15 protein-coding genes and 1 pseudogene are annotated in these 24,637 nt (G+C 53.4%); 11 read left to right on the forward strand and 5 right to left on the reverse strand.

From position 1 onward, the window contains the following. Positions 1–11 precede the first annotated feature (11 nt). From AC5DDB_RS11000 to AC5DDB_RS11015, 4 genes are all read right to left on the reverse strand, one after another. On the reverse strand, positions 12–1,730 hold the full coding sequence (locus AC5DDB_RS11000) for a purine-cytosine permease family protein (RefSeq protein ID WP_491739773.1): 1,719 nt from the start codon (positions 1,728–1,730) through the stop codon (positions 12–14). 783 nt (positions 1,731–2,513) lie between these two features. After that, the gene (locus tag AC5DDB_RS11005) at positions 2,514–3,773 is read right to left on the reverse strand and encodes an outer membrane protein assembly factor BamB family protein (RefSeq protein ID WP_491739774.1); all 1,260 of its coding nucleotides are present in this window, start codon (positions 3,771–3,773) and stop codon (positions 2,514–2,516) included. 325 nt (positions 3,774–4,098) lie between these two features. Then, entirely contained in the window at positions 4,099–6,504 is a 2,406-nt protein-coding gene (locus tag AC5DDB_RS11010) for a protein kinase domain-containing protein (RefSeq protein ID WP_491739775.1), read from the reverse strand. A gap of 205 nt (positions 6,505–6,709) precedes the next feature. Further along, positions 6,710–7,297 carry an EF-hand domain-containing protein gene (locus AC5DDB_RS11015; RefSeq protein ID WP_491739776.1) on the reverse strand — a complete coding sequence of 196 codons (588 nt, stop codon included), beginning with the start codon at positions 7,295–7,297 and terminating at the stop codon, positions 6,710–6,712. 166 nt (positions 7,298–7,463) lie between these two features. Between AC5DDB_RS11015 and AC5DDB_RS11020 the strand changes: the two genes are divergently transcribed. The 10 genes and pseudogenes from AC5DDB_RS11020 to AC5DDB_RS11065 all read left to right on the forward strand — a co-directional run bounded on the left by AC5DDB_RS11020 (position 7,464) and on the right by AC5DDB_RS11065 (position 20,087). Continuing rightward, positions 7,464–8,021 carry a sigma-70 family RNA polymerase sigma factor gene (locus tag AC5DDB_RS11020; RefSeq protein ID WP_491739777.1) on the forward strand — a complete coding sequence of 186 codons (558 nt, stop codon included), beginning with the start codon at positions 7,464–7,466 and terminating at the stop codon, positions 8,019–8,021. 135 nt (positions 8,022–8,156) lie between these two features. Next, positions 8,157–8,486: an ArsR/SmtB family transcription factor gene (locus AC5DDB_RS11025; RefSeq protein WP_491739778.1), complete on the forward strand. Its 330-nt coding sequence runs from the start codon at positions 8,157–8,159 to the stop codon at positions 8,484–8,486. Between the two features lie 69 nt (positions 8,487–8,555). Then, a complete protein-coding gene (gene arsD / locus AC5DDB_RS11030) occupies positions 8,556–8,930 on the forward strand; it encodes an arsenite efflux transporter metallochaperone ArsD (RefSeq protein ID WP_491739779.1) in 375 nt (124 codons plus the stop codon). 32 nt (positions 8,931–8,962) lie between these two features. After that, positions 8,963–9,034 (forward strand): annotated as a pseudogene (locus AC5DDB_RS11035) (ArsA-related P-loop ATPase); the annotation flags it as partial. Between the two features lie 580 nt (positions 9,035–9,614). Next, positions 9,615–11,774, forward strand: coding sequence for a right-handed parallel beta-helix repeat-containing protein (locus AC5DDB_RS11040; protein WP_491739780.1), 2,160 nt, complete (start codon positions 9,615–9,617; stop codon positions 11,772–11,774). Positions 11,775–11,843: 69 nt separating this feature from the next. Further along, positions 11,844–13,118 (forward strand): DUF1552 domain-containing protein, encoded by a 1,275-nt coding sequence (locus AC5DDB_RS11045; protein ID WP_491739781.1) that lies wholly within the window; start codon positions 11,844–11,846, stop codon positions 13,116–13,118. A gap of 129 nt (positions 13,119–13,247) precedes the next feature. Next, positions 13,248–13,844: a transposase gene (locus AC5DDB_RS11050; RefSeq protein WP_491739782.1), complete on the forward strand. Its 597-nt coding sequence runs from the start codon at positions 13,248–13,250 to the stop codon at positions 13,842–13,844. Next, positions 13,841–16,291, forward strand: a complete 2,451-nt coding sequence (locus AC5DDB_RS11055; RefSeq protein WP_491739783.1) for a DUF1592 domain-containing protein — start codon at positions 13,841–13,843, stop codon at positions 16,289–16,291. The genes AC5DDB_RS11050 and AC5DDB_RS11055 overlap by 4 nt, the downstream gene beginning before the upstream one ends. A 288-nt stretch (positions 16,292–16,579) precedes the next feature. Next, positions 16,580–18,007: an arylsulfatase gene (locus tag AC5DDB_RS11060; protein WP_491739784.1), complete on the forward strand. Its 1,428-nt coding sequence runs from the start codon at positions 16,580–16,582 to the stop codon at positions 18,005–18,007. Positions 18,008–18,272: 265 nt separating this feature from the next. Beyond that, on the forward strand, positions 18,273–20,087 hold the full coding sequence (locus AC5DDB_RS11065; RefSeq protein ID WP_491739785.1) for an arylsulfatase: 1,815 nt from the start codon (positions 18,273–18,275) through the stop codon (positions 20,085–20,087). Positions 20,088–20,224: 137 nt separating this feature from the next. Here the strand turns inward: AC5DDB_RS11065 and AC5DDB_RS11070 are convergent, their stop codons facing one another. Continuing rightward, on the reverse strand, positions 20,225–22,276 hold the full coding sequence (locus AC5DDB_RS11070; RefSeq protein ID WP_491739786.1) for a glycoside hydrolase family 32 protein: 2,052 nt from the start codon (positions 22,274–22,276) through the stop codon (positions 20,225–20,227). Between the two features lie 554 nt (positions 22,277–22,830). On the opposite strand from AC5DDB_RS11070, the gene AC5DDB_RS11075 reads away from it, so the two are divergent. Further along, positions 22,831–24,633 (forward strand): sulfatase family protein, encoded by a 1,803-nt coding sequence (locus AC5DDB_RS11075; RefSeq protein WP_491739787.1) that lies wholly within the window; start codon positions 22,831–22,833, stop codon positions 24,631–24,633. The last annotated feature ends 4 nt before the right edge of the window (positions 24,634–24,637 follow it).

Here is a 24,637-nt window from a genome sequence, read left to right on the forward strand (position 1 = left end):
CATCGCCTTGCTCACTCCGAGGAAGGCTGGCTTATACTGCGTCGCAATGCCCAATATGACGCGGCGAAATAGACAATCGTAAAAGCGAAACTCCAAGGATAAAATATCGCAACGTTGTTTTGATAAGCTTCCATATCGGGACTATCAAACATGACGCGAAGTGCCAGGACCAGCGTTAGTGCTAGCATTGACCAAGCGATGGTTTCGAGAGCTTTGGAAAGTTTCGATTGAACATGCCCCGCGTCGATCTCCGTGACGGCCTGCTGCATTTGAAACGCTTTGATGGCCTGATTCAGTTTTTCTTCGGCAGCCTGCTCGACGGGGTAAGTCTGTCTGGCTCCGTAGCGGCTTGCCAGTAGCGTGTACAGTGCGATTGTGAAGACCCAGGTTGGCAGGAATAAATAGAAGAATGACATGACCTGCAATGCATTTAAACCGAACCCGAACACCAGTCCCGCCGCCCACGCTGCGACTGCCGGAGTGCTGTGTTTCAGTTTTCGGTAAGTCACCCAATAGCGAGTGAACCCGATGCGAGGGAAGATCACATGTTCGGCAAAAACAATTCCACCGACAGGAACCACCAATAAACCAGCATAAGTTAATAACGGCAAGATCTGGCGGAACACAAACGGGAAGCAGGCAATCATTACCGTCACGATACCAACCGTGAACGTGACTTTCTTACGCGAGTATTGATGAAAGATCGCCTGTGCAGCTAACCCCGCTCGGTACAGATTCGCGTTGGCGGTCGTCCAACCGGCAACGATCACAATCACGTAACCGGACAGACCAAGTGCTCGATAGGCGACGTCTCCCGGATCGAGTTCGACGATCGTCGATTTCATCAGGACTGCAGTCCCGGCTCCCATAATGCCCGATGCAATCCAGGCGATGTAATGCCCGAACAACATGCCTGCACTAGTACATAAACCATAAACCGACCGCTTCGCATATCTCAACAACGCCATGTCGATCAGACCGAAGTGGGTAATGGTATTCGCTGCCCATGCGAAACCGGTCACTTCCAGCAGACCGATCCCCGGTTGCCCTGTGCTGTTGACCCCGGTCCAGATGGATCGATTCCCGATAGCCATAAAGTCGGCAAATCCTGTGAGCTGAGTCCGGCCAATCACCGCGTCGGCTAGTGCTGGTAACAACACCAGTGCACCACAAACGAACATAACAACCAGCCACGGTCCGCAGAGTCCGGAAAATTCGGCCACGGCATTGAATCCATACATTGCCACCAGCACCACAATCAGACCCACGCTAAGTACCACAAGGACGAACAGCCCACTGGTAGGATACCACATCAACTGGGCAGGGATGCCGAAGAGCAAACGGACTGCAGTGCAGGAGACCGTAATCATCGCTGCTGAAATGACCGTAAAGATCAAAACGTTAGCCCAGTTATAAAGACTCGTCATCGAGTCGCCAGCGATCTTGTCTAGATAGGTGTATAGACTCAGTCGGGTCTGAACGGCGATGGGAGCGGTGATTAACGTCCAACTGAGAATTGCAAGAACATTGCCAATCAGCAATCCGGTCAGAATGTCTTGGGTTGATGCCCCCATCGCGACGAAAGTGGCACCGATGACAAACTCGGTCGCTGCAACATGCTCGCCCGCATACAGCCCCGCAAAATGCGTCCATCCGTGTAGCTTATGGTCCGGAACGGGTAACTGTTCGGGGTCCATCTCGGCAATCGCGGACGTCGAATCGATACTCATGGTGTTTACGCCGTCGATCTTGTTGCAAGGAGGCAAACCCTCATGGGTTTCTTGTCAGCATGGTGACTCATCCTCGCGTGATTTTGTTCCCAAGTACGGTTCCAAATCATTATAGATCAATCGACTGCCAAAACACCCTGAGTCAGAATTAAATCTGAAATCGGTCATTTCAAATATCCGACTTGCAGAAAGTGTTTTACCCGTGCTGACCATTGTTCCAGTGTCGAAAATCTCCCCATGGATCAACTTGATGGCTGCTGAGATGCAATCATCACCATCGATATCGACAGAGTGGGAGCGAGAATATCGGGATACGCTTTGTGGTCGTTGCAAGGCTGGAAAGTCATGATGGGAACCAACGGGCGTCAGTTTTCAAAGTCAAAGATTCGATAGACAGGAATGAAGAGGACAACAAAACTGTTCGCCAAGAAATGGATGGCTGCGATGCGATTCCGTTGACCACTTTGGTGACTCGAAGTCGCCAAGTAGACGTTTGAGGATCTTAGTAAGGAACGCAGAAGAGAGCTGTTGAATTGGAATCGTAGCGGTTTCTGTCTTGTGAAGGCCGGAATACAAGGGCTATCCTTGTTCTTCACAACATAGAAGACCGTAACACCGTTAGAATTGCCAGAGCTTCTCGCCTCCAAAATCAGCGGTGGCGATGAATGCGAGTAGTTGGTTTCGTTTTGTAAATTGATTTCGATTGAAAGGCTAAGTTAGAAATCGATTCAGCGTTACTAGTCGCATTGAGAGTTATCACCGCGGGATAATTCCCACTAGTTCTTACTTCGTAGCAGAAATGCAGTACAGCGATTTGTTACTACGCAGGTAGAGCCTATTGTCCGACACTGCGGGCGAGGCATTGAAATCGGTTTCGTCGCTAGCGATAACATTTCGTTGGGTTGGCTGAAATTCATCGCCAGGCGGATAAACAATCGTGCCGTCACGTCGAGTTACAATATAGATGTGATCGCCAATTAGAATCGGCGAGGCATAAACCGGACGTCCGCCTCCCAAACCGGCCACGCGTTTTCGGTAAATAATTTCGCCATCGTTGGCGGACGTGCAGTAGGCAATTCCTTTGTCGTCAATCCAGTAGAACCGATCATCGTGCAAGAGCGGCGTGGCAATATAGGAACTAGTGCGACTTGTCCACACGGTATGCGAGTTCGTTACATCATCCTTGCCCCCCGCTTGAACAGCGATGCTGCCCGAACCTTGATAGCCTCCAAAACTGTAAACGGTCTGACCGTCAATGATAACAGACGGGCAAACATTTCCGGTCATCGGAGTCTGACAATACCAGTTAAGTTTTCCCGTCATAGGATTCAACGACCAGAGTTCACTCGGTACGCTGATCACGACCTCTTGTTCTCCATCATCGAGTGTGACGATGCGAGGCGTGCCGTAAGTCAACTCCAGCATACTGGCTTGCTGCGTCCAGATTTTTTCGCCAGTTATCTTATCCAGGGCAATAATTGACTGCGATTCTTCCGAAGCATTCACAATCACACTTTGCTGGAAGAGAATCAAGCTCGCTGCCGAACCCCACTGCCGATTGCTTGATTCCTTGCCGACATCGACGCTCCAGTTCTTCGTACCGTCCAAAGTGATTGAATGAACCCCCGCTTTTCCTAAAAAGACATAGACGTTTTCCCCATCACTGACAGGCGTATTGCTGGCGTAGCCGTGTTCGGTAATGTAGCCCTGATAGCGATCCTCCTTGTAATCGATGGGGAAGTCGACCGACCAAAGTTGCTCTCCTGAGTTCTTATCGAAGCAGAGCACGACACGCTTCGAGTTGTTTTCACCGGTGAGGTAGCAGGTCACTACCACTTTGTCGCCGACAACAATTGGGCTTGAGGAACCAGTCCCTGGCAAGTCGACTTTCCAGGTGATGTTTTCGGTTTCGCCCCAAGTCAGTGGGACAACGTCGGTCGATTTTGCACTCCCGCCCGGCCCCAAGAACTCAGGCCAGTCGGCAGCGGAAATCTGAGATTCAAAAAAGAGCAGGCAAAGTACGGCTATTGAACAGCGTAGCATGGGTTGGAATTTCTAGTCGGAGGAGAAGTAGACAATGTTCGCAGTTATTGTTCAATGCGCCGCTTTGGCAGCAGAGGTGTCAAGGATTTTGAAATCGGAACAAATCTCTGCTAGGACGCTAGAGATATGAGTCAGTACAACAAGACTCCGCTCATGCTAAATCCTCCATTTGAGAACGTACTGCATTGAACCACAGTTGCATCTTGCTTCTTACTGTTTCCTCCGCGTCCTCTATGTTTGCAATTTGCAATCAAAGCTGGACTTGTACTCAGCCCCCATGACAACGAACAATCGCTGCGGATTCTCTTGTGAAGCGGCACGAATACTATGGTTGACTTCCATTGATGAGGTTCTTGGAAGCGGCACGCAGTTGATCGAGTTGGGAGGCCAATGGCGAAGACGTACCGCGAATTGCTTGCCAAGCTTCCCGGTTGATCAGCAATCCCTCCAGCAGATCAAACCAGGGAGCCTGCATGCTCAGCTGTGGACGATCCTGCGAGGCCGAAAGCCATTCCTTGATTCCTGCATCAGAACGCTCAAGCGCCTGGCTGGCAAGCTGAATATTACCTTGGCGATAATGGGCTAGCGCGAGCGGTGCATGAACGAGATACTTCGCTGGCCAATGAGGATCTTTCTCCGCGTTTTTTAGCATGTGGATCGCGGCATCGAAATCGGAGGCACGCAGTAGGGCCAGTCCGGCGATGTACTGGCGTAGGCACAACGGGCCAATATCAGCGGGCGCTGCTTGTCCGAATCGATCCCGGCGGGGACCATGGGGAGGTTGTCCCGGAAACCGATTTGCCGGTGAATGCATTCCAGGTTGGCGTGGGCCAGGATTCGGCGGCGGTCTATTGGGTCGCGCATCGAATTCGGGCGGCTTTGGTCGGCCTTCGAGTTCCGGCGTCTGTAACCATCGCTCCGTCATAAGCGCCAACTGGCCGTAATCAACCGCAGGGGCCAACTCACCGCTTACCGTCAAATCACGCACGAGCATCCATTGCGGGTGATCCGCATCCTGGAACACGGCCGCACGACGTTGCTCAGAGATATCTCGGAATGCGGCTTTGTCTGCTGTGTATAAGAACAAAGCGGGAACTCCCCACCACTGCGGTTCCGCAGTCGAAACCCCTTTGTTCATTGCAATGGCGTAGTCACTGCCCGCCTCCGGCCAGAGGCCTATTCGAGTATATAGTTGAGCCCGTTGAACTCGTGGGAGGTAGTAAGCCGGTTGCATCGAAACAGCGGCTTCAAAATCCTGTAAAGCGTTCGTCCAGCGTCCGGCATCAGCGTGTGCCTGACCGCTGACCACCAGTTCGTTGGCTCGGACGAGATCCTCGGCAAACTGTTCCACTTTTTGTTTGGCTGCAATTGCTTCGGATTGTGCACGAGTGGCTTGCCGTAGTGCAGCGTCTTTGGCATTGCGTTCATCAATCGCTCTCGACATCTGCCACAAGCTCGCAGCAGTTCCTACAACCATGGTGATTCCCACAAGCATGGTCGTGAGGAAAGCGACACGATGCCGCCGGGCATACTTCTGAATTCGGTACAACGTGCTCGGCGGGCGGGCCTGGATTGGTTTACCGTCAAGGTACCGCCGGATCTCCACAGCCAGGGCAGCCGCTGAGTCGTAACGACGAGAGCGATCCTTATCGAGCGACTTCATCACAATCCAGTCGAGGTCTCCCTGCATAACGGTGGCAAGTCCACGCGGATCAACACGTCGTTGATCTGCGATCGTCGTCAGGATTTTACCGCAGGTGGAAAGCCGTACGCTGGGACGAGGGGGCTCCTCTTCTCGAATAATCCGCCGCAGTTCATCCAATCCAGCAGAGTCAAGACGCTCCCGATCGAAAGGCGTTCGACCGGCCAACAATTCGTAGAGTATCACTCCAAGTGAGAAAACGTCGCTGCGTGTGTCGATGTCCAGGCCACTCATCTCGGCCTGTTCAGGACTCATATATAATGGCGTCCCAATCATCGCCAAGAAGCTAGTGTAGACGGTTTTGTCCGTCAGTTTTCCGCTGAGTGCTTTCGCGACCCCGAAATCAATCACCTTCGCAACCGGTTTGCCATCGTGAAGTGTGACCATCACGTTGGAGGGTTTTAGATCACGATGAATGATCCCTTTCTGATGAGCGTGATGGACTGCAGAGCAAACATCGATCATTAGTTCCAGCCGCTGTGGAATGCTCAACCGGAGTTGATTACAAAAGTCGACAACGGGCAATCCTCGAACCAATTCCATCGCAAAGTAGGGGCGGCCATTCGTAGCGACCCCTGCGTCGAAGATCTGGGCGATGTTCGGGTGGTTCATTAACGCCACGGCTTGGCGTTCCGCTTCAAAACGAGCGATGACTTCTCTGGAACCCAGGCCTGGCTTCACGATTTTTAGCGCGACTTTTCGTTGGACTGGTTCTTCCTGTTCGGCAACAAATACAAGTCCGAATCCTCCCTGACCGATCTGCTCCTTCAAGGTGTAGGGACCGACTTGCGTACCCAGAAGTTCGCCTGCATCACTGAGTAGCGGAAGTGAGGGAAGACGACTCCGGTCGGTTCCGATAGGGTGATCCAGCAATTTAGCGGGCGCGTCATGAGCGGCGAGCAACGCATCGACCGAGGCACGCAGATCCGCGTCGTCACCACAGGCAGCGTCAAGATAGGTCAGGCGATCGCTGAGATTTTCTTCCTCTACGGCTTGCAGAAATATGGCTCGTTCAGTGGGATTGGGCATAACCAGATTCTATTCATGCCGATTCACTTCGACCAGTTTTACAACGCCATTCGTGGACTTCGTTGGCCGTCCACGACCGGACCGGGCTTTCAACTCTCAATGCGCGAATGGAATATGAGGAAGCAGAGGTCACGCAAGTTCCGTCACCTCTGCTTCTTCCCCCTGCTTTTCCCTAGATCATCCGTCAAGAATGACCATTGTGGCATCATTCCGGACGCTGTGGGCGTTGGGGGCGTCCTTCAGGACGCTCTCCCGCTCTGCGTTCTTCGTGGCCGCGTCCATGTGGCGGGTGGGCATCTTTCAGTTGTTTTTGCTGCTCGTCCGTCAAAATTAAGGCGAGACGCCTGTCGACCTCTTTCTGCAACTCGGCGAGTTGACGTGCTTGTTTATCGTTCAAGTGGAGTGATTCCACAATCGGTTGGGGCAGCACTTCTCCCGGTTTTGGGGGTGCTCCATGATGGCCATGAGGCAACTCCCCTGCTCCACCTTCACGTGGCGGTGGTCCATCGAGTCTAGGTCGTTCGCCCTGTTGATTGCCACGCCGAAGCCGATCGCCATGCTCCGGACGTCCTCCACGAGCATGCTTTTGCATCGCCGCGGTCAATTCTTCCTTGGTGACGCTGCCATCTTTGTTCGTGTCTGCTTGCTTGAACAACTCCAGAATCATTTCTCGAGGAGGACCTCCGGCAGGACCACCAGGAGGGCCACCACGACCGGGGGGTTGAGCGAACAGGAGACCGGGGCCAGCGATGACACCAGACAAGATGGCGAATTGAATACCGCGACGGAACATTTTGCGACTCCACGAACTTTGTATATTGTGCCGAGGCAAAACGCTTGCCCCTCGAAAAGTAATGCGTCTTCTCGATTCGAAGTGGGCCACACTTTTTTGGATTTTTTGTTGGGACTTTCCTTCCAAGATTTATACGCTGAGACTGACCCTTAACTGAGGTGTGAGAATGAACCGCGATGTTACACGCATCCTCTCGGCCATCGAGCAGGGAGATCAGTCCGCGGCAGAGGAACTGCTTCCGCTCGTGTACAATGAACTGCGTCGATTGGCGGCCCATCGCATGAGACAGGAGCAACCAGGGCAAACACTCCAAGCGACCGCTTTGGTTCACGAAGCCTTTCTCCGACTCGTGGGCGATAGCTCGATCCAGTGGGATGGGCGTGGTCATTTCTTTGCCGCCGCTGCGGAATCCATGCGTCGAATTCTCATTGAAAATGCACGCCGCAAGGGACGGATTAAGCGAGGCGGCGAACTACACCGTCATGATTTGGATGACAATATTGCCGCCTCCAGTTCCGAGAATGACGAGAACCTGCTCGCCCTCGACGACGCGCTCGTCAAACTCTCCGCAGAAGATTCTCAATTGGCCAAACTTGTCGAACTGCGATACTTCACCGGCTTGACAATCGAAGAGACAGCGGAAGTCCTCGGCGTCTCGCCACGAACAACCAAACGCAACTGGACCTACGCCCGTGCTTGGCTGCAACGGGAAATGAGTCAATAGATGAATAGCGGCGAGTACAAAAATCAATGCGACCATCAAAAGCAGCTTGGAAAACGCAGAAATATGGCCCCGTATTGACTCGCCGGTTACTCGTGTTTACAATATATCGTCGATCAACGATAAATAGGTTGTCCAATGGCCAAGGCTAAAACACGTCAGCAAGAATGTGATTTGCCGCCGGCCAAGTTGCCGGATGACGCGAGTGCTGAGGCCTTGGCTGGCTTGGCCTGGGCGATTGCACACCCAGCCCGCGTGCGGATCGTGCGAATATTGATCAATCGAAACGCATGTTTGTGCGGTGAAATTGTGGCCGAGTTGCCGCTGGCGCAGTCGACGGTTTCCCAGCACCTCAAAATCCTAAAGGAATCAGGACTCGTTCAGGGTGAGATCGACGGTCCTAAGGTCTGCTATTGCATCAATCGCGAGAAACTGGATGAGTTGAAGCAACTGATTGTGAATCTGTAAGTTTTTTTGGACATGTCTATCGTTGTTCGACGATGGGCGATTTTAGGAAGCTAAGAAGGGAGACTTGAAATGAGCACCGTTCAAATCTATGACAAAGCAATGTGCTGTTCGACAGGGGTTTGTGGACCACAAGTTGATCCTGTGTTGCCTCGATTTGCGGGTGATCTCGAATGGCTGAAGTTAAAGGGCCATCAAGTCGAGCGATTCAATCTCAGTCAACAACCCGCCGAGTATGCCCAGAACCTGGCTGTTCAGCAAATGCTGCAATCGGAAGGCGTGGACTGCTTACCACTGGTGATTGTCGATGGTCAGATCGTCAGTCGCAGCGAGTATCCAACGCGGGAAAACCTTGCCTTGTGGACCGGAACTTCCTTGGGCGGATCGGCTCTGCCTCTGGTTTCAGAAACCGGCGGAGATTGTTGCGTCAACTCCGGCTGCTGTTGAGGTCTCACCATAAATTATCGTAATCCCCGACTCGCATTCTGTTCTTCACCGGCGAAGGCGGCATCGGCAAAACGACGATGGCTTGTGCTACGAGAAGTTCGTGACGAATTGGCTGCTCGACTCACCGTCGTCCCGATGCTGCCGGACCCGCCGGTTGGCATTTTCGCCTCGCGACCTCAGCAGAATGTCGCTGACCCTTCGAATCCATGGTCTTGGAATTGTTTCTCATCAAAACCGGTTGCTCTGTTGTTACGCCCGGGAAACTCGGCTCATCGTCAAATGGCGGAGGCGTTTTTGCGCCGGTTTGGTGGCGATTGGTATGCAGTACATAGTGCTGGTCTAAAACCAATCGGCATCAATCCTTCACGACTTCTTCGATCAAGTCTTGCCCTAATAGATTCTGGCAAGGTTACGACGCGGGCGAAACTAGCGCGACGTTAGCTGTTGCGTTTCTTGTAGCAATAGACGTTGCATCGCCGAGTTCTCAACGACTTTGACTTGTTGCGGTGAAACCGCGGGGATTCATCTTTGACTGCTGTAATGCTAAACTGGATCGCAGTCACCATTCCTGTCGACAGAAGTGGACGATTCGGCTCTGACTTTCACGAGCTTATCGCCCCGCCTGCAGACGCCGCTTCGTTTTAGCCTGCTTTCGTCAGAAAGTTTATTCAAGGTGAGCGTACTGTGAAATTCTTTCCCTCACTCCTATTGATAGCGACACTGTCGACAAACGCTTCCGCAGAACCAACAGCAGACTTTTATGTATCGCCAAAAGGTTCCGATGCCTGGTCGGGGACTTTGGCGGCCCCGAATGAGCAGCAATCAGACGGGCCTTTTGCGACGCTCACACGTGCACGTGATGCAGTACGGCAATTGGGGAAGAATCCATCTGGTAATGTCGTTGTCCTTATTCGAGGCGGAACCTATCGTCTTGAGAAGACCGTCGTGTTTGGACGATTGGATTCGGGACAAGGTGACTCAACAATTACCTATGCCGCCTACCCTGGTGAAACCCCGGTCTTCAGCTCCGGACAGAACATCAACGGCTTGAAGCCGGTAAAGTCTGAACTGCCAGGGTTACCGAAAGAAGCGGTAGGCAAGGTACTGGTCGCGGATGTTTCAAGTCAGTTTCGTGTTCTCTTCGACGCAGAAGGTCTCTTGCCGCGAGCCCGATCGCAAGGCTTTATTCCATTGGAAGGCGGCAGCCGCAATGAGCTTCGCTTCCCCACCGGTCGCCTCAAGAACTGGTCGAATGTTGAAGACGTGGAAGTCGTAGTTCGACCGCATCACGCCTGGATCGTGAATATCCTGCCCCTGAAGTCCGTTGACGAACAAAGACAGATTGCGCGGACATCGATCGATGCAACGTATGCGATGAATCCGTTGCACTTCCTAAAAACAACGGAATCGTGCTGGGTCGAAAATGCGTTGGAAGAACTTGACGAACCAGGTGAGTGGGTTCTGAATTCCAAGGAAGGCAAGCTGTATCTTTGGCCGCGGAATGACTCAGCTGTGCTGGCTCCGCAACTCATAGAACTTATTCGAATTGAAGGCGAAGTTGACAAGGACGGTCCCAAGGACAAGCCCGTCCGAAACCTGCGATTCCGCGGCCTCACATTCATGCATGGCGACCGCTATCAGATCGCAACCGATGATGCCGGGTTGCAGCACGACTGGGACATGCACGACAAATCGAATGCACTGGTTCGACTGCGTGGAACGGAGAACTGCACGATCGAGCAATGTCGGTTCGCCCATAGCGGCAGTGGTGCAATTCGCATCGATCTACACGGCCAGAACAACACGCTCTCAGGCAACATCATCGAGCACATTGGCGGAACCGGTATTCTACTGTGCGGTTACGGCCCGGGCACAAAGGACGTGAATCGGAAGAACCTCGTTGTTAATAACCACATCCATCATACCGGCCGAATCTACTCACATTCGCCAGGCATTATGATTTGGCAAAGTGGTGAGAATCGCGTTGCGAATAATCTCGTGCATCACACTCCTTACACCGGCATCATCATTTCCGGCTGCATGACGGACTTCTTTCACAAGCGAGGCAGAGAACTTGGCAGAACGATTCGGCGACACGAAATCGGTAGCTTGCCGAAGAGGGTGACACGCAACGATGTGAACCAGTTTCTTCACACCCGCAACAATATGATCGAGCAAAACGAAATTCATCACGCGATGGAAATGCTTGGTGACGGCAACGGGATCTATATTCGCGGTGCAGGTAACGGAAACGTCATTCGTCGCAATTACATCCATCACCTTGTCGCGCCAATGATCATGCAGGCCGCGATTCGAACAGATGGCGGGCAGAGAGATACACTTATCGCCGAAAACCTGATCTACAAATGCACTTCACAAGGCATCATTCTGAAGCTCAACAATCGCTGCGAGAACAACATCATCGCCGACGTAATCGCGCCGCCTCGTGGCTATTACCTCGCCGTGCGTGAAGGCCCGATGACCGGGGCCACCATCAAACGGAATATCTTTTACTCCACGTCGGACGATTGCACGTTCATCGATGAGTTGCCACCAGGGAGAGGCCGAACGACTGAAGACCGTCGAGGGCGAAAACTAGCATTGTCGAAACAGGCCGACACTGATCAGAACATCTACTTCTGCGTAGCCAACCCAGAGCTAGGAACGGACATGCTAGAAAAACAACAGCAGGATGGCGTAGATATTCATAGTCTGGCTGTTGACCCACTGTTTGTTGATCCTGCCCATGGCGACTTCCAATTGAAGCCCGATTCCCCGGCACTGAAGATGGGCTTTGTTCCATTTGATATGTCGAGGGTCGGATTGACCAAAAACGATCGTTAAACTCCCGACGAAATCGAGGATGTAATCCATGACCCTAATCATCGCAATGACCGCTATTGGAGCAACTTGATGAAATCCTCGACCCACGAAAGCCCGACACGCACGTCACGCCGATTGTTTCTGAAGGCGGCCGGCGTTTCGATTGCACTGCCGAGTTTGGAATCATTCGCCAAAGTCACTGGTACGGCTGAGAAACCAATAACGCGTATGGTCTGTATCGCCAGTGCGTTGGGCATGAATCCGGAAGCCTTTTTTCCCCAGTCATTCGATCCCGACTACGAGCTTTCGCCAACGCTAAAATCGCTCGCGTCGTTGCGGAAGGACTTCACCGTTTTTTCGCACATGGATCATCCGGGCATCTTTACGAAGCATGGGGCGATGAACTCGCTACTCAGCGGGGTTGATGCGAAAAAGGCGACCGCGGGCCAGAACGTTTCCATGGATCAGGTGGCTGCGGCGCATGCTGGATATGAGACCCGGTTTCCGTCCGTGCATATTTCACTGGGTGGCAGTCAGGGAGCATCGTGGACGGCGTCCGGAATCAAGGTGCGGGAAGAATCCGATCCGCTGGCTCTATTCCGGAAACTGTTCGTCAACGACTCCGCTGCAGCTAGACAGGCACGCAAGTTAGAACTCGAACAACAGGGCAGCGTGCTCGACCTCGTCCGCAGTCAGGCCGCCCGACTGGAAAAGAACGCTAATCCCGCCGACCGCAGAAAGCTAGACGAATACCTGACCGCGATCCGCGAAGCCGAAATGCGAATTCAGGGGATCCAACGTTGGCAAGCCATTCCCAAACCCAAAGTCGATTTTGACGACTCGGTAAACGCCCATGGAAACATGGATTACCCGACCCTCTCGCCGTTGATGTTCGACCTGATGTTTCTAGCGATTCAATCGGACAGTAGCCGAGTCTTCACCGCTGGCTTTGGGATGCACAACCACGTGATCGAAATCGACGGAGTCACCGACGGCTATCACGGAGTGACTCACCATGGCAACTTGCCACACCGTCTGCGTCAGCTGCGAATCATCGACGCGTTCTACATCGAACAGATGGCTCGCTTCATGACAAAGCTGAAAAGCACACAGACGGCCGGCGGCAACCTGTTAGATGAAACAATGGTCTTCTTTGGAAGCTGCCTAGGCGATGCCTCGCGGCATTCGAACCGCGATTTGCCGATCATTCTCGCCGGTGGCGGCTTCAAACATGGTTCCCACGTAAACGCAATGCAACGCAGTGGGCAACAAACACCGCTGAACAATCTCTTCACAACAATGCTGCAGCGATTCGGCGTCGAAATCAACCGTTTCAACAACGCCACCGGAACAATCACCCTGTAGTGGAATTCGCCAGAATTCCCAAGGTGCAAAGTAAGTTCTTAATTCAACGGAACTCTGGTGAGTTCTTATCCAACCGTACTCTAGTAAGTCCTCATTCAAAGGAACTCTGGCGAGTTCCACTACGAAACTATGACGCAAAGAGATCATCTTCGGCGACTTGACCCGCCGCAGTACCGAGGTTATGCGGTCGTTCATTGGATCATGACGATTCGTGACCGTCGCGCAGGATGGTTGGATGCTCGAATGTACTACCACTTTCGAGAGCTACTGACGCATTCACAGTTTCGCTATGCAATTGCATGCCCGATCTTTTGCATGATGCCTGATCATATTCATCTGATGTGGATGGGGATTTTGGAGTCGACTGACCAAAAACTCGGCATGCGGCATCTTCGGGCACGGTTCAATGGTTCGCTGTCCCGCATAGGCTATGAATTGCAGGACCAGTCGTATGACTATGTTCTGCTCGAAGAAGAACGACAGGAAGCGGCTTTCATGGCAACGTGCGAGTATATCGCTCGCAATCCGGAACGTTCAGGACTTGTGGCTGTGGACGAGTTTGCAAAGTACCCGTATTCCGGTTGTCTTGTTCCTGGCTATCCGGAGTTGAAACCGTTCGAAGCGGATTTCTGGTCTCGATTCGATCGCAGCGTTTCGTACCATCGGAAGAATGGCTTGGTCGTAGGATTTGCCAAAGTTCCCAATGAAGAAAGTGAACAAGAATGATTGAGATGATGAAGTTGGGGCTTCGGGAATTCTGGCGAATTCCACTACTCCTCATTCCTACGTTGGCCTCGGCAGCGGAGGATATTGGGTCGCATCAGCCGTTCTTTAACAAGTACTGTGTTGCGTGTCACGGGCCGAAGGAACCAAAGGGTGAACTTCGCCTCGACCGTATTACCGCCCTTAATACCGAAACGTTCCAAGCCATCTACGAACGGCTTGCGGAAGGCTCGATGCCGCCGGACGACCAACCACAACCATCATCGGCGGAACGCAAGACGCTCGTGCGTCACGTACTTGAACTTGCAAAGACAGAATCTGCGGTCACCGCTTCCGGTCTGCGGCGGTTGAACAAACGCGAATATGGAAATACGGTGCGAGACCTGTTGGGATTGCACGAGGGAATCTTCGATCCGAGTGAATACGTCTACGACGACGAGATCGACGAAGGATTCGATACGTCCGCGGAGTCGCTCGTCATTTCCAACGAATTGCTCATGGAATACATGGAGGCGGCGGACAAAAGCCTTCGGCACGCATTGTTCACCGCAGAAACGTCACGACCGAACGCTCGCACTGTTAACGTTAGCGTGCCGAGGATGAAGGGCGTTGGCGGCAGCCGGTACATCAACAATTATAAGAATCACATCGTCTGTCGCTGTGGCGGCAAGGCGATGGTCTATGACGGGCGGCCGACTCGTACGATCACCATCCCCGGCCGCTACAGGATCACAGTCAAAGCCGCTGCGATCGACCGAGACACCTATCCCGTTCGATTCACACCAGAACGTGGCCCGGTCATCATGGGCTTTGGTGTTCAGCAGGATGCCGCCACAAGCGTCTCTGTTAAGCCCCAGCTTCTCAAGACCTTTGAATTGAAAGACGAAGTCGATCAGACATTCACTTTCGACACGTGGATCGACAAAGATCACTTTCCCTACTTCTCGTTCGTCAACGGATCCAGTAAGCCGATCACTCAGGTCCGTGCTGGCATTCGCCAGCGAAAGCTCGATCGATCGGAAATCAAGAAGCCATATCGCGGCCCCGGTATTCGGATCACCGCATTTCAAGTCGAAGGACCGTTCATTGACGAGTGGCCGCCTGCGTCGATCCGAACAACGTATGGAACCAACGAGCTGCCGGATCTCACCAACCCAGCAGACCGGCAAAAGGTTCTCCTTCAATTTGCGAACCGAGCGTTTCGTCGGAGCGTGTCGCAGGATGAAGTCGCTCCATACCTCGCCTATATGAACAAGCAATTTGCTAGTAGTGGATTTCGCCAGAAATCCCAACAAAGCAATGAACCACCATCAACGACTTATATTGGGAATTCTGGCGAATCCCACTACCGCGCTTGGCATGAAGCGATTATCAAAACGTTCGCTGCGATGATGAGTTCTATGGACTTTCTTTATATTCGGGAAGAGCAGGGCGAGCTTGATCCGTTTGAACTTGCGAATCGGCTGTCGTACTTCTTTTGGAGCACCATGCCAGACGACGAATTGTTCCGCCTTGCCGAATCCGGAAAGCTCACGGATCCCTCGGTCCTTCGCGAACAGGTGTCGAGAATGCTTAGCGACCCGCGGTCGGAACAGTTCAGCACTAGTTTCGCTGAGCAGTGGTTGGCCCTCGATAAGCTAGGAACGATGCCGCCGGACGCGAAAGGCGAATTCCGGGTCTACTACAAAGCCGGGCTTGAGTCGGCGATGCTTGAGGAGACTCACCGATACTTTCGATACGTGCTCGATGAGAATCGAAGCATTCGAGAGTTTCTCGACTCGGACTACTCGTTCGTCAATCAAAGTCTCGCAGATCTTTACGGAGTACCGTTTGACGGCAGTGACAAGAATGATTTCGTTCGCGTCAAGTTTCCACCGAACGCCAAACGCGGCGGACTTCTCGGACACGGTAGCATTTTGACGCTGTCCGCGAATGGCGTCGAAACGTCACCGATCGAACGCGGAGTCTGGGTGTTGGCGGAACTGCTTGGGACTCCGCCGCCGCCACCACCAAAAGCCGTCCCTGCACTAACACCGGACCTGAACGGTGCCGTGACTGTGCGACAGATGTTAGAGAAGCACCGAAGCGATCCCGCTTGCATGGAATGTCATCGCCGGATGGATCCGCTTGGATTTGCTCTCGAAGCCTACGATCCCATCGGCCGCTATCGCACCAAATACTCAAAGACGCAAACCGTGAGCACCCACGGCAACTACCTCGGTCAGGATTTCACCGACGTCACCGAACTCAAGCAGATTCTATCGAGCGAAGTCCGACCGTTTGCTCGCAACCTCATCATTCGGATCGCCGAGTACGCAAAAGGCCGAAAGCTCATCGCGGCAGACTATGCCACCGTGGAATCGCTCGTAGAGACGGCTGCGGATAGCGGTTTCAAGTTTCAAGACATCATTAAGGGCGTCGCCTCAAGCAGTCTGATGACCCATAGATAGAACACAGAACCCGTTGATCGAGTTTTCGAGAAGTCATTAGGGCCGTAACAACGATGAGGATTGCCATTTCGGACGGTCTATTACTGTGGACGGTCGCAACTTTACTTGTGGCACTGGGCCGACGATAGCAGACGACTCTTCATCGACACTCGGGCTTCCCCCACCGAAGGGAGGGGTTCTCCTGTTTGACGGTTCAAACTTTGGGGGCGTATCACGGCCGACGAATTTCAGTTTGACGGGAATATGCTGAGCAAGTATTCCACAACACCAGCCCGGAAATAAGACCTTATGATGAAATGTCTGTTGAGAATTCTCTTCGTCCTCCTGGCCATATCTGTTTCAGGTCGCGTTTATGCAGCGGAGAAACCGAACATCATCTATTTGATGTTGGATGAGTGGGGTTACTTTGAATCCGGACACATGGGACATCCGGAACTGCTGACTCCCAACATCGATCGCTTTGCTGCCGAAGGTATGCGATTTACGAATGCATACGCCGGAGCACCTGTATGTGGTCCGACTCGGTGTGTGCTGTTGACGGGGCTGCATTCCGGTCACACATCGATGCGAGTCAACGATGGTTTCTCACCGATTCGAGCCGACGAACCAACGCTTGCTTCCATGTTGAAGCAGTCGGGCTACGTGACTGGCGGGTATGGGAAATGGGGACTCGGTGGCCGGGGCACATCTGGTGTTCCGGAAAAGCATGGCTTCGACGAATTCTTCGGCTACTACGATCAGGTTCACGCTCACACGTTCTATCCGCAGTATCTCATCCGCAATAGCGAAGAAGTACCGCTGCCAGGCAACCCGAGTGAGACCTTTTACGATGGCGACACGCACGCACAACTAGAAATCTTCAAAGAAGCGAAGGAATTCATTCGTCGCAGCAAAGACGAACCCTTCTTCTGCTATCTGCCGTGGACGCCACCACATGGGCTGTGGGGTATCGACGAAGAGGATCCATCGTGGCAATTGTTTAAAGACAAACCATGGATCGCCGGTCAGCAAACCGACCGTGACGCTCGCGTGTATGCCGCCTTCATGCACATGGTCGATCGACAGGTGGGGGAAGTCCTCGAACTGCTGCGAGAGCTGAAGATCGATCACAATACGATTGTTTTCCTGTGCGGCGACAACGGAGGCCAGGATTACTTCAAAACGAAAGACCGCCCGCACGGCTTCTTTGGTCCGAACCTGAATCCGAAGACCGGCCAACGCTTTCGAGCGGGAAAAGGGTCGCTGTACGAAGGCGGTTTGAAGGTTCCGTATCTCGTTCGTTGGCCGGGCAAAATCAAACCTGGCACCGTCTCCGATCACTTGCTGTGTTTTCAGGACGTCATGCCGACGCTCGCGGAGTTGACCAGTTCACACAGTCCCAAAACCGATGGGCTGTCGTTCCTGCCAACGCTGCTTGGCAAGTCTGGCCAGCAGAATCATGCCTATCTCTACTGGGAATATCGCGGCCAGCAAGCCGTGCGGATGAACCAGTGGAAAGCGTATCGTTCAGACCGCGAAAGGCATTGGGAACTCTACAATCTTGCCAGTGACATCGAAGAGAAAACCAACGTCGCCGCCGACCATCCCAACATCTTGAAACAACTGGTGAGCTTTGCAAAGGAATCGCACGAACCAGCGCAAGGCGGTGAAGTCTTCGACCGCAAGTTGATCGAAAAAGACCGCCGACAGGCTCCACACAATCGCAATAAGAAATGACTTTGTTTCGTAGTGGGCTTTGTCAGGATTTCATGGCACTGTGGACTTCTGGCGAAGTCCACTACCTGAACCTGATTGAACGCGTCAATGGTGATGTATTCCCTGTAGGCCGATCGAAGTGATCGGGGAAGACATGATCAATTGGGTGCATCACGGGCTGGTTGCGGATTCCAGGTCCAGTTGCGTTTGACTGATTCCACTGACAACAAATCGAAACCGATCATCGATCGACTCTCTTTGTCATTCGAGGACTGAGCCATTGACTATGAAGCACACCTTGAGAACGATCCTTCTAGTAGCCACCTGTTTGCAGACGCAGTACGCGATCGCCGATGACAAGCCCAACGTCATCCTTGTGATGACGGACGATCAGGGCTACGGCGATCTGGCCTGTCACGGGAATCCGGTTCTCAAGACACCCAATTTGGATCAGCTCTATACTGAGTCCGTGCGGTTCACCGACTTCCATGTCAGCCCATTCTGCACACCGACAAGGGCTGCACTGATGACGGGCAATTATCCGGGGTACACGGGGGCTTATCGCACTAGTTCGGGACGCACCATGATGCATCCCGACGAGAAGACCATGGGCCACCTCTTTGCGGAAGCCGGATATGCCACGGGAATGGTGGGGAAGTGGCACCTTGGCGATAACGCGCCGCATCGGCCGCAGGATCGCGGTTTTCAGGAAGTTCTCTGGCATCGCTGTGGCGGGATCGGACAGGCATCGGACTATTGGGGCAACGATTACTTCGACGACACCTACGAGCGTGCGTCGGCAGATAACCGGCAAGGCACCTTCGAGAAGTTCGAGGGCTATTGCACCGATGTGTGGTTCAGGGAAAGCCTTCGTTTTGTTGAGAAGAATCAGGATAAGCCATTCTTTCTTTACCTCGCACTCAACGCTCCGCACGGTCCGTACTATGTGGCTCCGGAATGGGCGAAGCCTTATCAGGACAACAAACAAGTCGCCAATCCAAACTTCTACGGAATGATTGCCAACGTCGATCACAACATGGGGATCCTGCGGCGACGACTGAAGGAACTCGGCCTGGCCGACAATACGATTCTGATCTTTATGACAGACAATGGAACGGCAGCCGGCGCGAAGTTCCGAGGTCTGGATTCCGAAGCTGTTATCGGCTTTAACGCCGGAATGCGGGGCAAGAAGTCGTCGATCTACGACGGCGGCCACCGCGTGCCATTCTTCATCCACTGGCCAAAGGGCGGACTGACCGGCGGACGAGATATCGACACCATGGCCGCACATATCGATGTGCTGCCGACCCTGGCGGAACTCTGCGGCATCTCAGTTTCGCAGGCCTATGCGCCGGATGGAATCTCGCTCAAGCCATTGTTCGGCGGGTCCAAGAAACCATGGCCTCGAAAGCATCATATCGTGCAGTTTCATGGCGCTGCTGGCGGAACTGCACTGCCTTCCCAGCCCTTTGCGCATTCGGTTGTCCTCACCGAACGCTGGCGTCTGGTGAACCATGGCGATCAATTCCTTTACGACATCGAGGCCGACCCTGCCCAGCGTAGGGATGTCTCCGCAGAACACCCCGAGGTCGTGAAGCGTTTACGCGAAGCCTACCAGCCATTCTGGGACAAGGTGTCTCCTCGCATGACGCCAGTGCGTATCGATCTGGGGAACCCGCATCAGAATCCCACGGAACTGTGTTCTCAGGACCGGTATCTGGAGAAGGGAAATCCGCCCTGGAACTTTGGATCGATCAGGAAATTGCCCAGGGTGACAGCGCCATGGATGGTGAATGTCAGGCGGGCCGGTCGCTATCGTTTTACATTGCGGCAATGGCCATCAGTCGCCGAGAAACCACTGGTCGCTGTGCGAGCCAAAGTCGTGATCGCGGGGCAGGAAAAGGAAATGGAAGTTCCCGCCGGTTGTAAGGCGGTCAGGATGGAACTGAATCTTCCGGCGGGTCCAACAGAGTTGTGGACTTATCTAATCGATGAACGTGGCCGAGCCGGCGGCGCTTACTTTACGGATGTGGAATTCGCGCCCGATGACAAATCACCTCTTGAAACCCAGGCGATTCCCCTGCGTGTGTCTACGAAGTAAACGACTCCTCCCACGCCAGCGACCGTATCGGAGACGACGCTTCCAGCCGGGCATCAATGACCTAGGTCTTGAGACGGCTGGATGACAGTTCGCAGTCCTCATAAACCGAGAATGCTGCGACGAGCCATGCATGCGCTTCACTCGCTTTTTGGCGACCTCGGCCAGATCGATTTAAGCTGATGCAACTTCAACAACGAGATCTTCGCTGAATCATCTCCGGCGAATACCTCTATCGAAGCCGATTTGCTGGTGGGAAAGATTCGGTCGCTAATGACTGCTTCGCCGTCGTTAATGAATACTTCGATTGTGGATCGATCGACAAAGATGCGAAGCGAGACTTTGCCATCGATCATCCGAGCCGGAGCAGTATGTCGTCCCGGAAAAGCATCGTGAAAACCGACGTTTCCCGACCTCGTTCTATCAACGTAAACGCCAGAGTAGTTTCGGTCATACGCGACCTCGGTGTATTCGTCATCTCCGGTGCGAACGCGGAATCCAACCGATCGTGATGTTCCCGGTTCGATAATCGCCTCAAGTTCAAACGTCAGGTCATCGAGTTCGTTCTGTTCAGTGACCACCACCGGAGGCCATGCCGCTTTGGTCGCATCGAGTATGCGTGTGGTCGTTCGCAGCTTCTTGAGTTCCTTCACCGGCTTCTGAACCAACACGTAGGTTGGTGGTTCTTCCTTGTTGAAGGCCACTTTTCTGAGGCTCAGGCTGCGAGGGACACTCATGCAGCTTCGCCACGGCGACGTCGGAATGAGGTGAGTTTCCCAATTGTTGAACCAGCCGATCCAGATGCGACGTCCATCCGTTTTGGGAATATTGTCCCAGCTAATCGGAGCGTAGAAGTCTCGTCCGAAGTCGACCCATTGGGCATGCTGCTTGGCCTTGAAACGGGTGCCGTCGAATTCTCCGACGAAGTACTCACCGCCGCTGCCGCCCGCGACGGAGCCATCGCCCATGTCGACTTCCAGCACCCAAAGCTTCTTTCCGGATTCACCTTCAACAGGCAGTTCAAAGAGATCCGGGCATTCCCAGTTAGGCTTATCGAGGGTGCCAGCCGGACCAAATCGGCTCAGTTCCTGCCAACTTTTTAAGTCGTTCGAACCGCAAAAGACAAGTACCTTTTCCGCAGCTAGCGAAACCACCATGACCCAACGTTTTGTTGGTTCGTGCCAAAAGACTTTAGGGTCACGGAAGTCGGCCTTTCCCAGGTCGAGTACAGGGTTCTGTTTGTACTGCGTCCAGGTGCGTCCTCGGTCGTTGCTATACGCCAGATTTTGAACTTGCTTCCCGTGTCCGTGTCCGGTGTAGATCGCAACCATCGGTGGTTTCTTCCCGTCGCCTAAGCCGGATGAGTTCATGTGGTCGACAACGCAACAGCCGCTGAACGCCATCATGCCATCTGCTTCGGGAATCGCGAGTGGCAGATGCTTCCAGTGCATGAGATCCGGACTCACGGCATGTCCCCAGCTCATGTGCCCCCATGTGTTGCCCGCGGGGTTGTATTGATGAAAGAGGTGGTATTCGCCGTCGTGGAAAACGAGTCCGTTGGGGTCATTCATCCAGTTAATCTCGGGACTGAAATGAAACTGCGGACGCAACGGTTCATTCATGTAGTCCGGCTGTTGGCGATAGTTTTCGAGATCTCTTGCCAGGTCAAATGGCTTCGGCGGCGAATCCGTTTGGATGATCTGGTCGACATTCAGGTGTCCCCAGCCCTCGGTGGCGTTATCAAAGATTCGCAGTCGAACCGTCCGTCCCTTGAATTCACGGACATCCCAGGACGCCCATAGCAGATGCTCTGATTCCGAACCGGTGGCGGTACGTACGGGCTCATCGTCCAACAGAAGATGTAACCCGAGTGTGTCCTTGTGTGCCCCACCGCCGATCAGAAATACAAGGTGTGATCGCTCGATTGTGAACTGAGGGCTTGTGGCTGTCCCGGTCGATTTGTCACCACCCAGAAAAGTGTTGATCAATCGCTCGCCGTGATAGCCGGAGACTTTCATCTGGTTGGGCAGTGTGCCTTTGGCCGGAGCCAAGCCGAATGCCTCGCCAGTCACCGTCCAATCCCCGTAGGAATCGCCTTCAAAGTCCTCAATCAGCAAATCCTCGGCGGCATGCAAACTACTGGTTACGAGAAGCAAGCAGGTGAGAAAGCTCGTGGTGAATCTGATCAACATATTTGCAAAGCTCCAGCGGAAGTATAACAGGTGCGAACAATGGCTTGGTTGCGTTGCAACGATCGGAAAACTCCGCAGTGCTCGGTCGTTTGCTCACCGAATCACCGCAGACTATCGCGACACTATCGAGTCCACGTGTCAGAGTGAGATAGCAAAGTCTGAATTGCATTGCGACCTGACGCATCATCTCGATCTCGGTTTCAGAGAATTCCTAGAATCGACCGATGACGAACAGTTCCCTGCCATTCAACTTCCGCATATTGTGTTTCTGCGTATCATACCGGTTTCTTAAAGGGTTGCATGGCTGTCATTGTGTTTTTTCTCACGGATCGTGCCACCATAGCGGATCTGAAATCGGCCACAGAAGCGGATTGATGCCCAAACGAGCCAACCGACCGGGTATCAGTGGAGGCTGCCATCATCCATAATTGAAGAAAAGCAAACTCTACGAGAGCTGCCGGCATTCCCAACGACGTGATGACCGACCGGCGGGACATGTTTGGGCAGCATTCGCATGACAGACTGTCAGTTTGTTCTACCAACTGAGGTAAACCATGATTCTTCGTGTATCAGTCCTAACAGCGGCGTTCGCGATACTGCTCAGTGCTGCACAGGCAGCCGAACGTCCCAATGTGATTGTCATCTTTACGGACGATCATGGGTTCGCGGATCTCTCGGTTCAGGGAGTCTTCGAAGACCTGAAGACTCCGAACATCGACCAGCTGGCGGCCGGCGGCGTGCGAATGACATCCGGTTATGTGACGGCTCCGCAGTGTGTGCCATCACGCGCCGGCTTGCTGAGCGGACGATTTCAGAATCGATTCGGTGTGGAGAGCAACGGCGAATCGCTGGAAGGTTTCAACAAACAGACCACCATCGCGGAACGATTGAAGAAGGCGGGCTACGCGACAGGGATGACCGGCAAATGGCACCTGGGACCACAACCGGACGTCGTTCAACATGGGTTTGACGACGTTTACTACAAAAACGCGAATCGGCCGGGATGGGCCAATTTCAATCTCGATGGAAGCGATCGCGAACCCGGTCCCGAGAACTCGAAACTCTATCACCTGGATGCGAACTCCGAGGCGGCGTGTGCGTTCATTCGACGTCACCACGACGAACCATTCTTTTTCTACTGTGCTTACCGGGCACCGCACGTGCCGTTGGATGCTCCACCGAAGTATCTGCAGCGGTTTCCCGGAAAAATGCCGGAACGGCGGCGACAGGCATTGGCGATGATTTCGGCGATGGATGATGGGGTCGGAAAGATCTTGACGACGTTGCGGGAGTTCAAAATTGAAGAGCGAACGCTGATCTTTTTCATCGGCGACAACGGGGCTCCGTTGAAGATTCATAAGCTCGATGCACCCGGTGGCGGACCCGGTTGGGATGGGTCGCTCAACGATCCGATGAACGGCGAAAAGGGCATGCTGGCGGAAGGCGGAATTCGGGTGCCGTTTGTCGTGTACTGGAAAGGTCGGATTGCTGGCGGACGGGTCTATGATCATCCCGTCATTTCCCTCGACGTGGCGGCGACGGCAAACGCATTGGCTGGGCTACCCGATGATCCACAACTTGACGGCGTCAACCTGATTCCCTTCCTGACCGACGAGACCAAGGGAGCACCGCACGAATTTCTCTACTGGCGCTGGATTGCCCAATCTGCGATCCGCCACGGAAAGTGGAAGTACCTGCGTGGAGGTCAGCGTGAGTATCTATTCGATCTCGACGCAGACGTCGGCGAGAAGCGAAGTGTGTTGAAGTCACATCCGGAGATCGCAGCGCGACTGCGAAAGAATCTGGAAAACTGGTCGAAAGAATTGCATCCGCCGGGGCTCACGACGAAGTCGATGTCTGAAACGTGGGAGCGTTACTACGACTTCTACCTGGACGGCAAGCCGGCTGGGCAGCACGGGAAAGTTCAAAGGACGGCCAATGGTGCTGGCACTGTGCAGGGGTGGCTAGTCCGAAACGGCCGATTGAAGATGACCGACAAAGCCCTGCAAGTTGTGTCCCAGGAAGCCAAACGCGATCCCTTTATCGCAAACGCAAAATTTAAGATTCCTGGTTTGTCGAAAGCTGTTATTCGCATCCGTCCGTCCGAGGACGGAAAAGTGGGAGTGGCATGGCGACTGGATGGGCAAAAGGATTTCAAATCCGTACAGTCAGCAGCCGTCACCGTCAAAGCATCTGACGATTGGCAGGACATTGAGGTCCCAGTCGACGTGACGGAACGAGTCATTCACGTTCGCATCCTGTTGCCCGGGGGATCGAGTGAGATTGGTCGAATTCAGTTGATGAGTTCCGATGGCCAGGGCTCAAAAGTCTGGACGTTTAGCTCAGAAAGGCAATAAATCT

The organism is Thalassoroseus sp. (genome assembly GCF_984380535.1).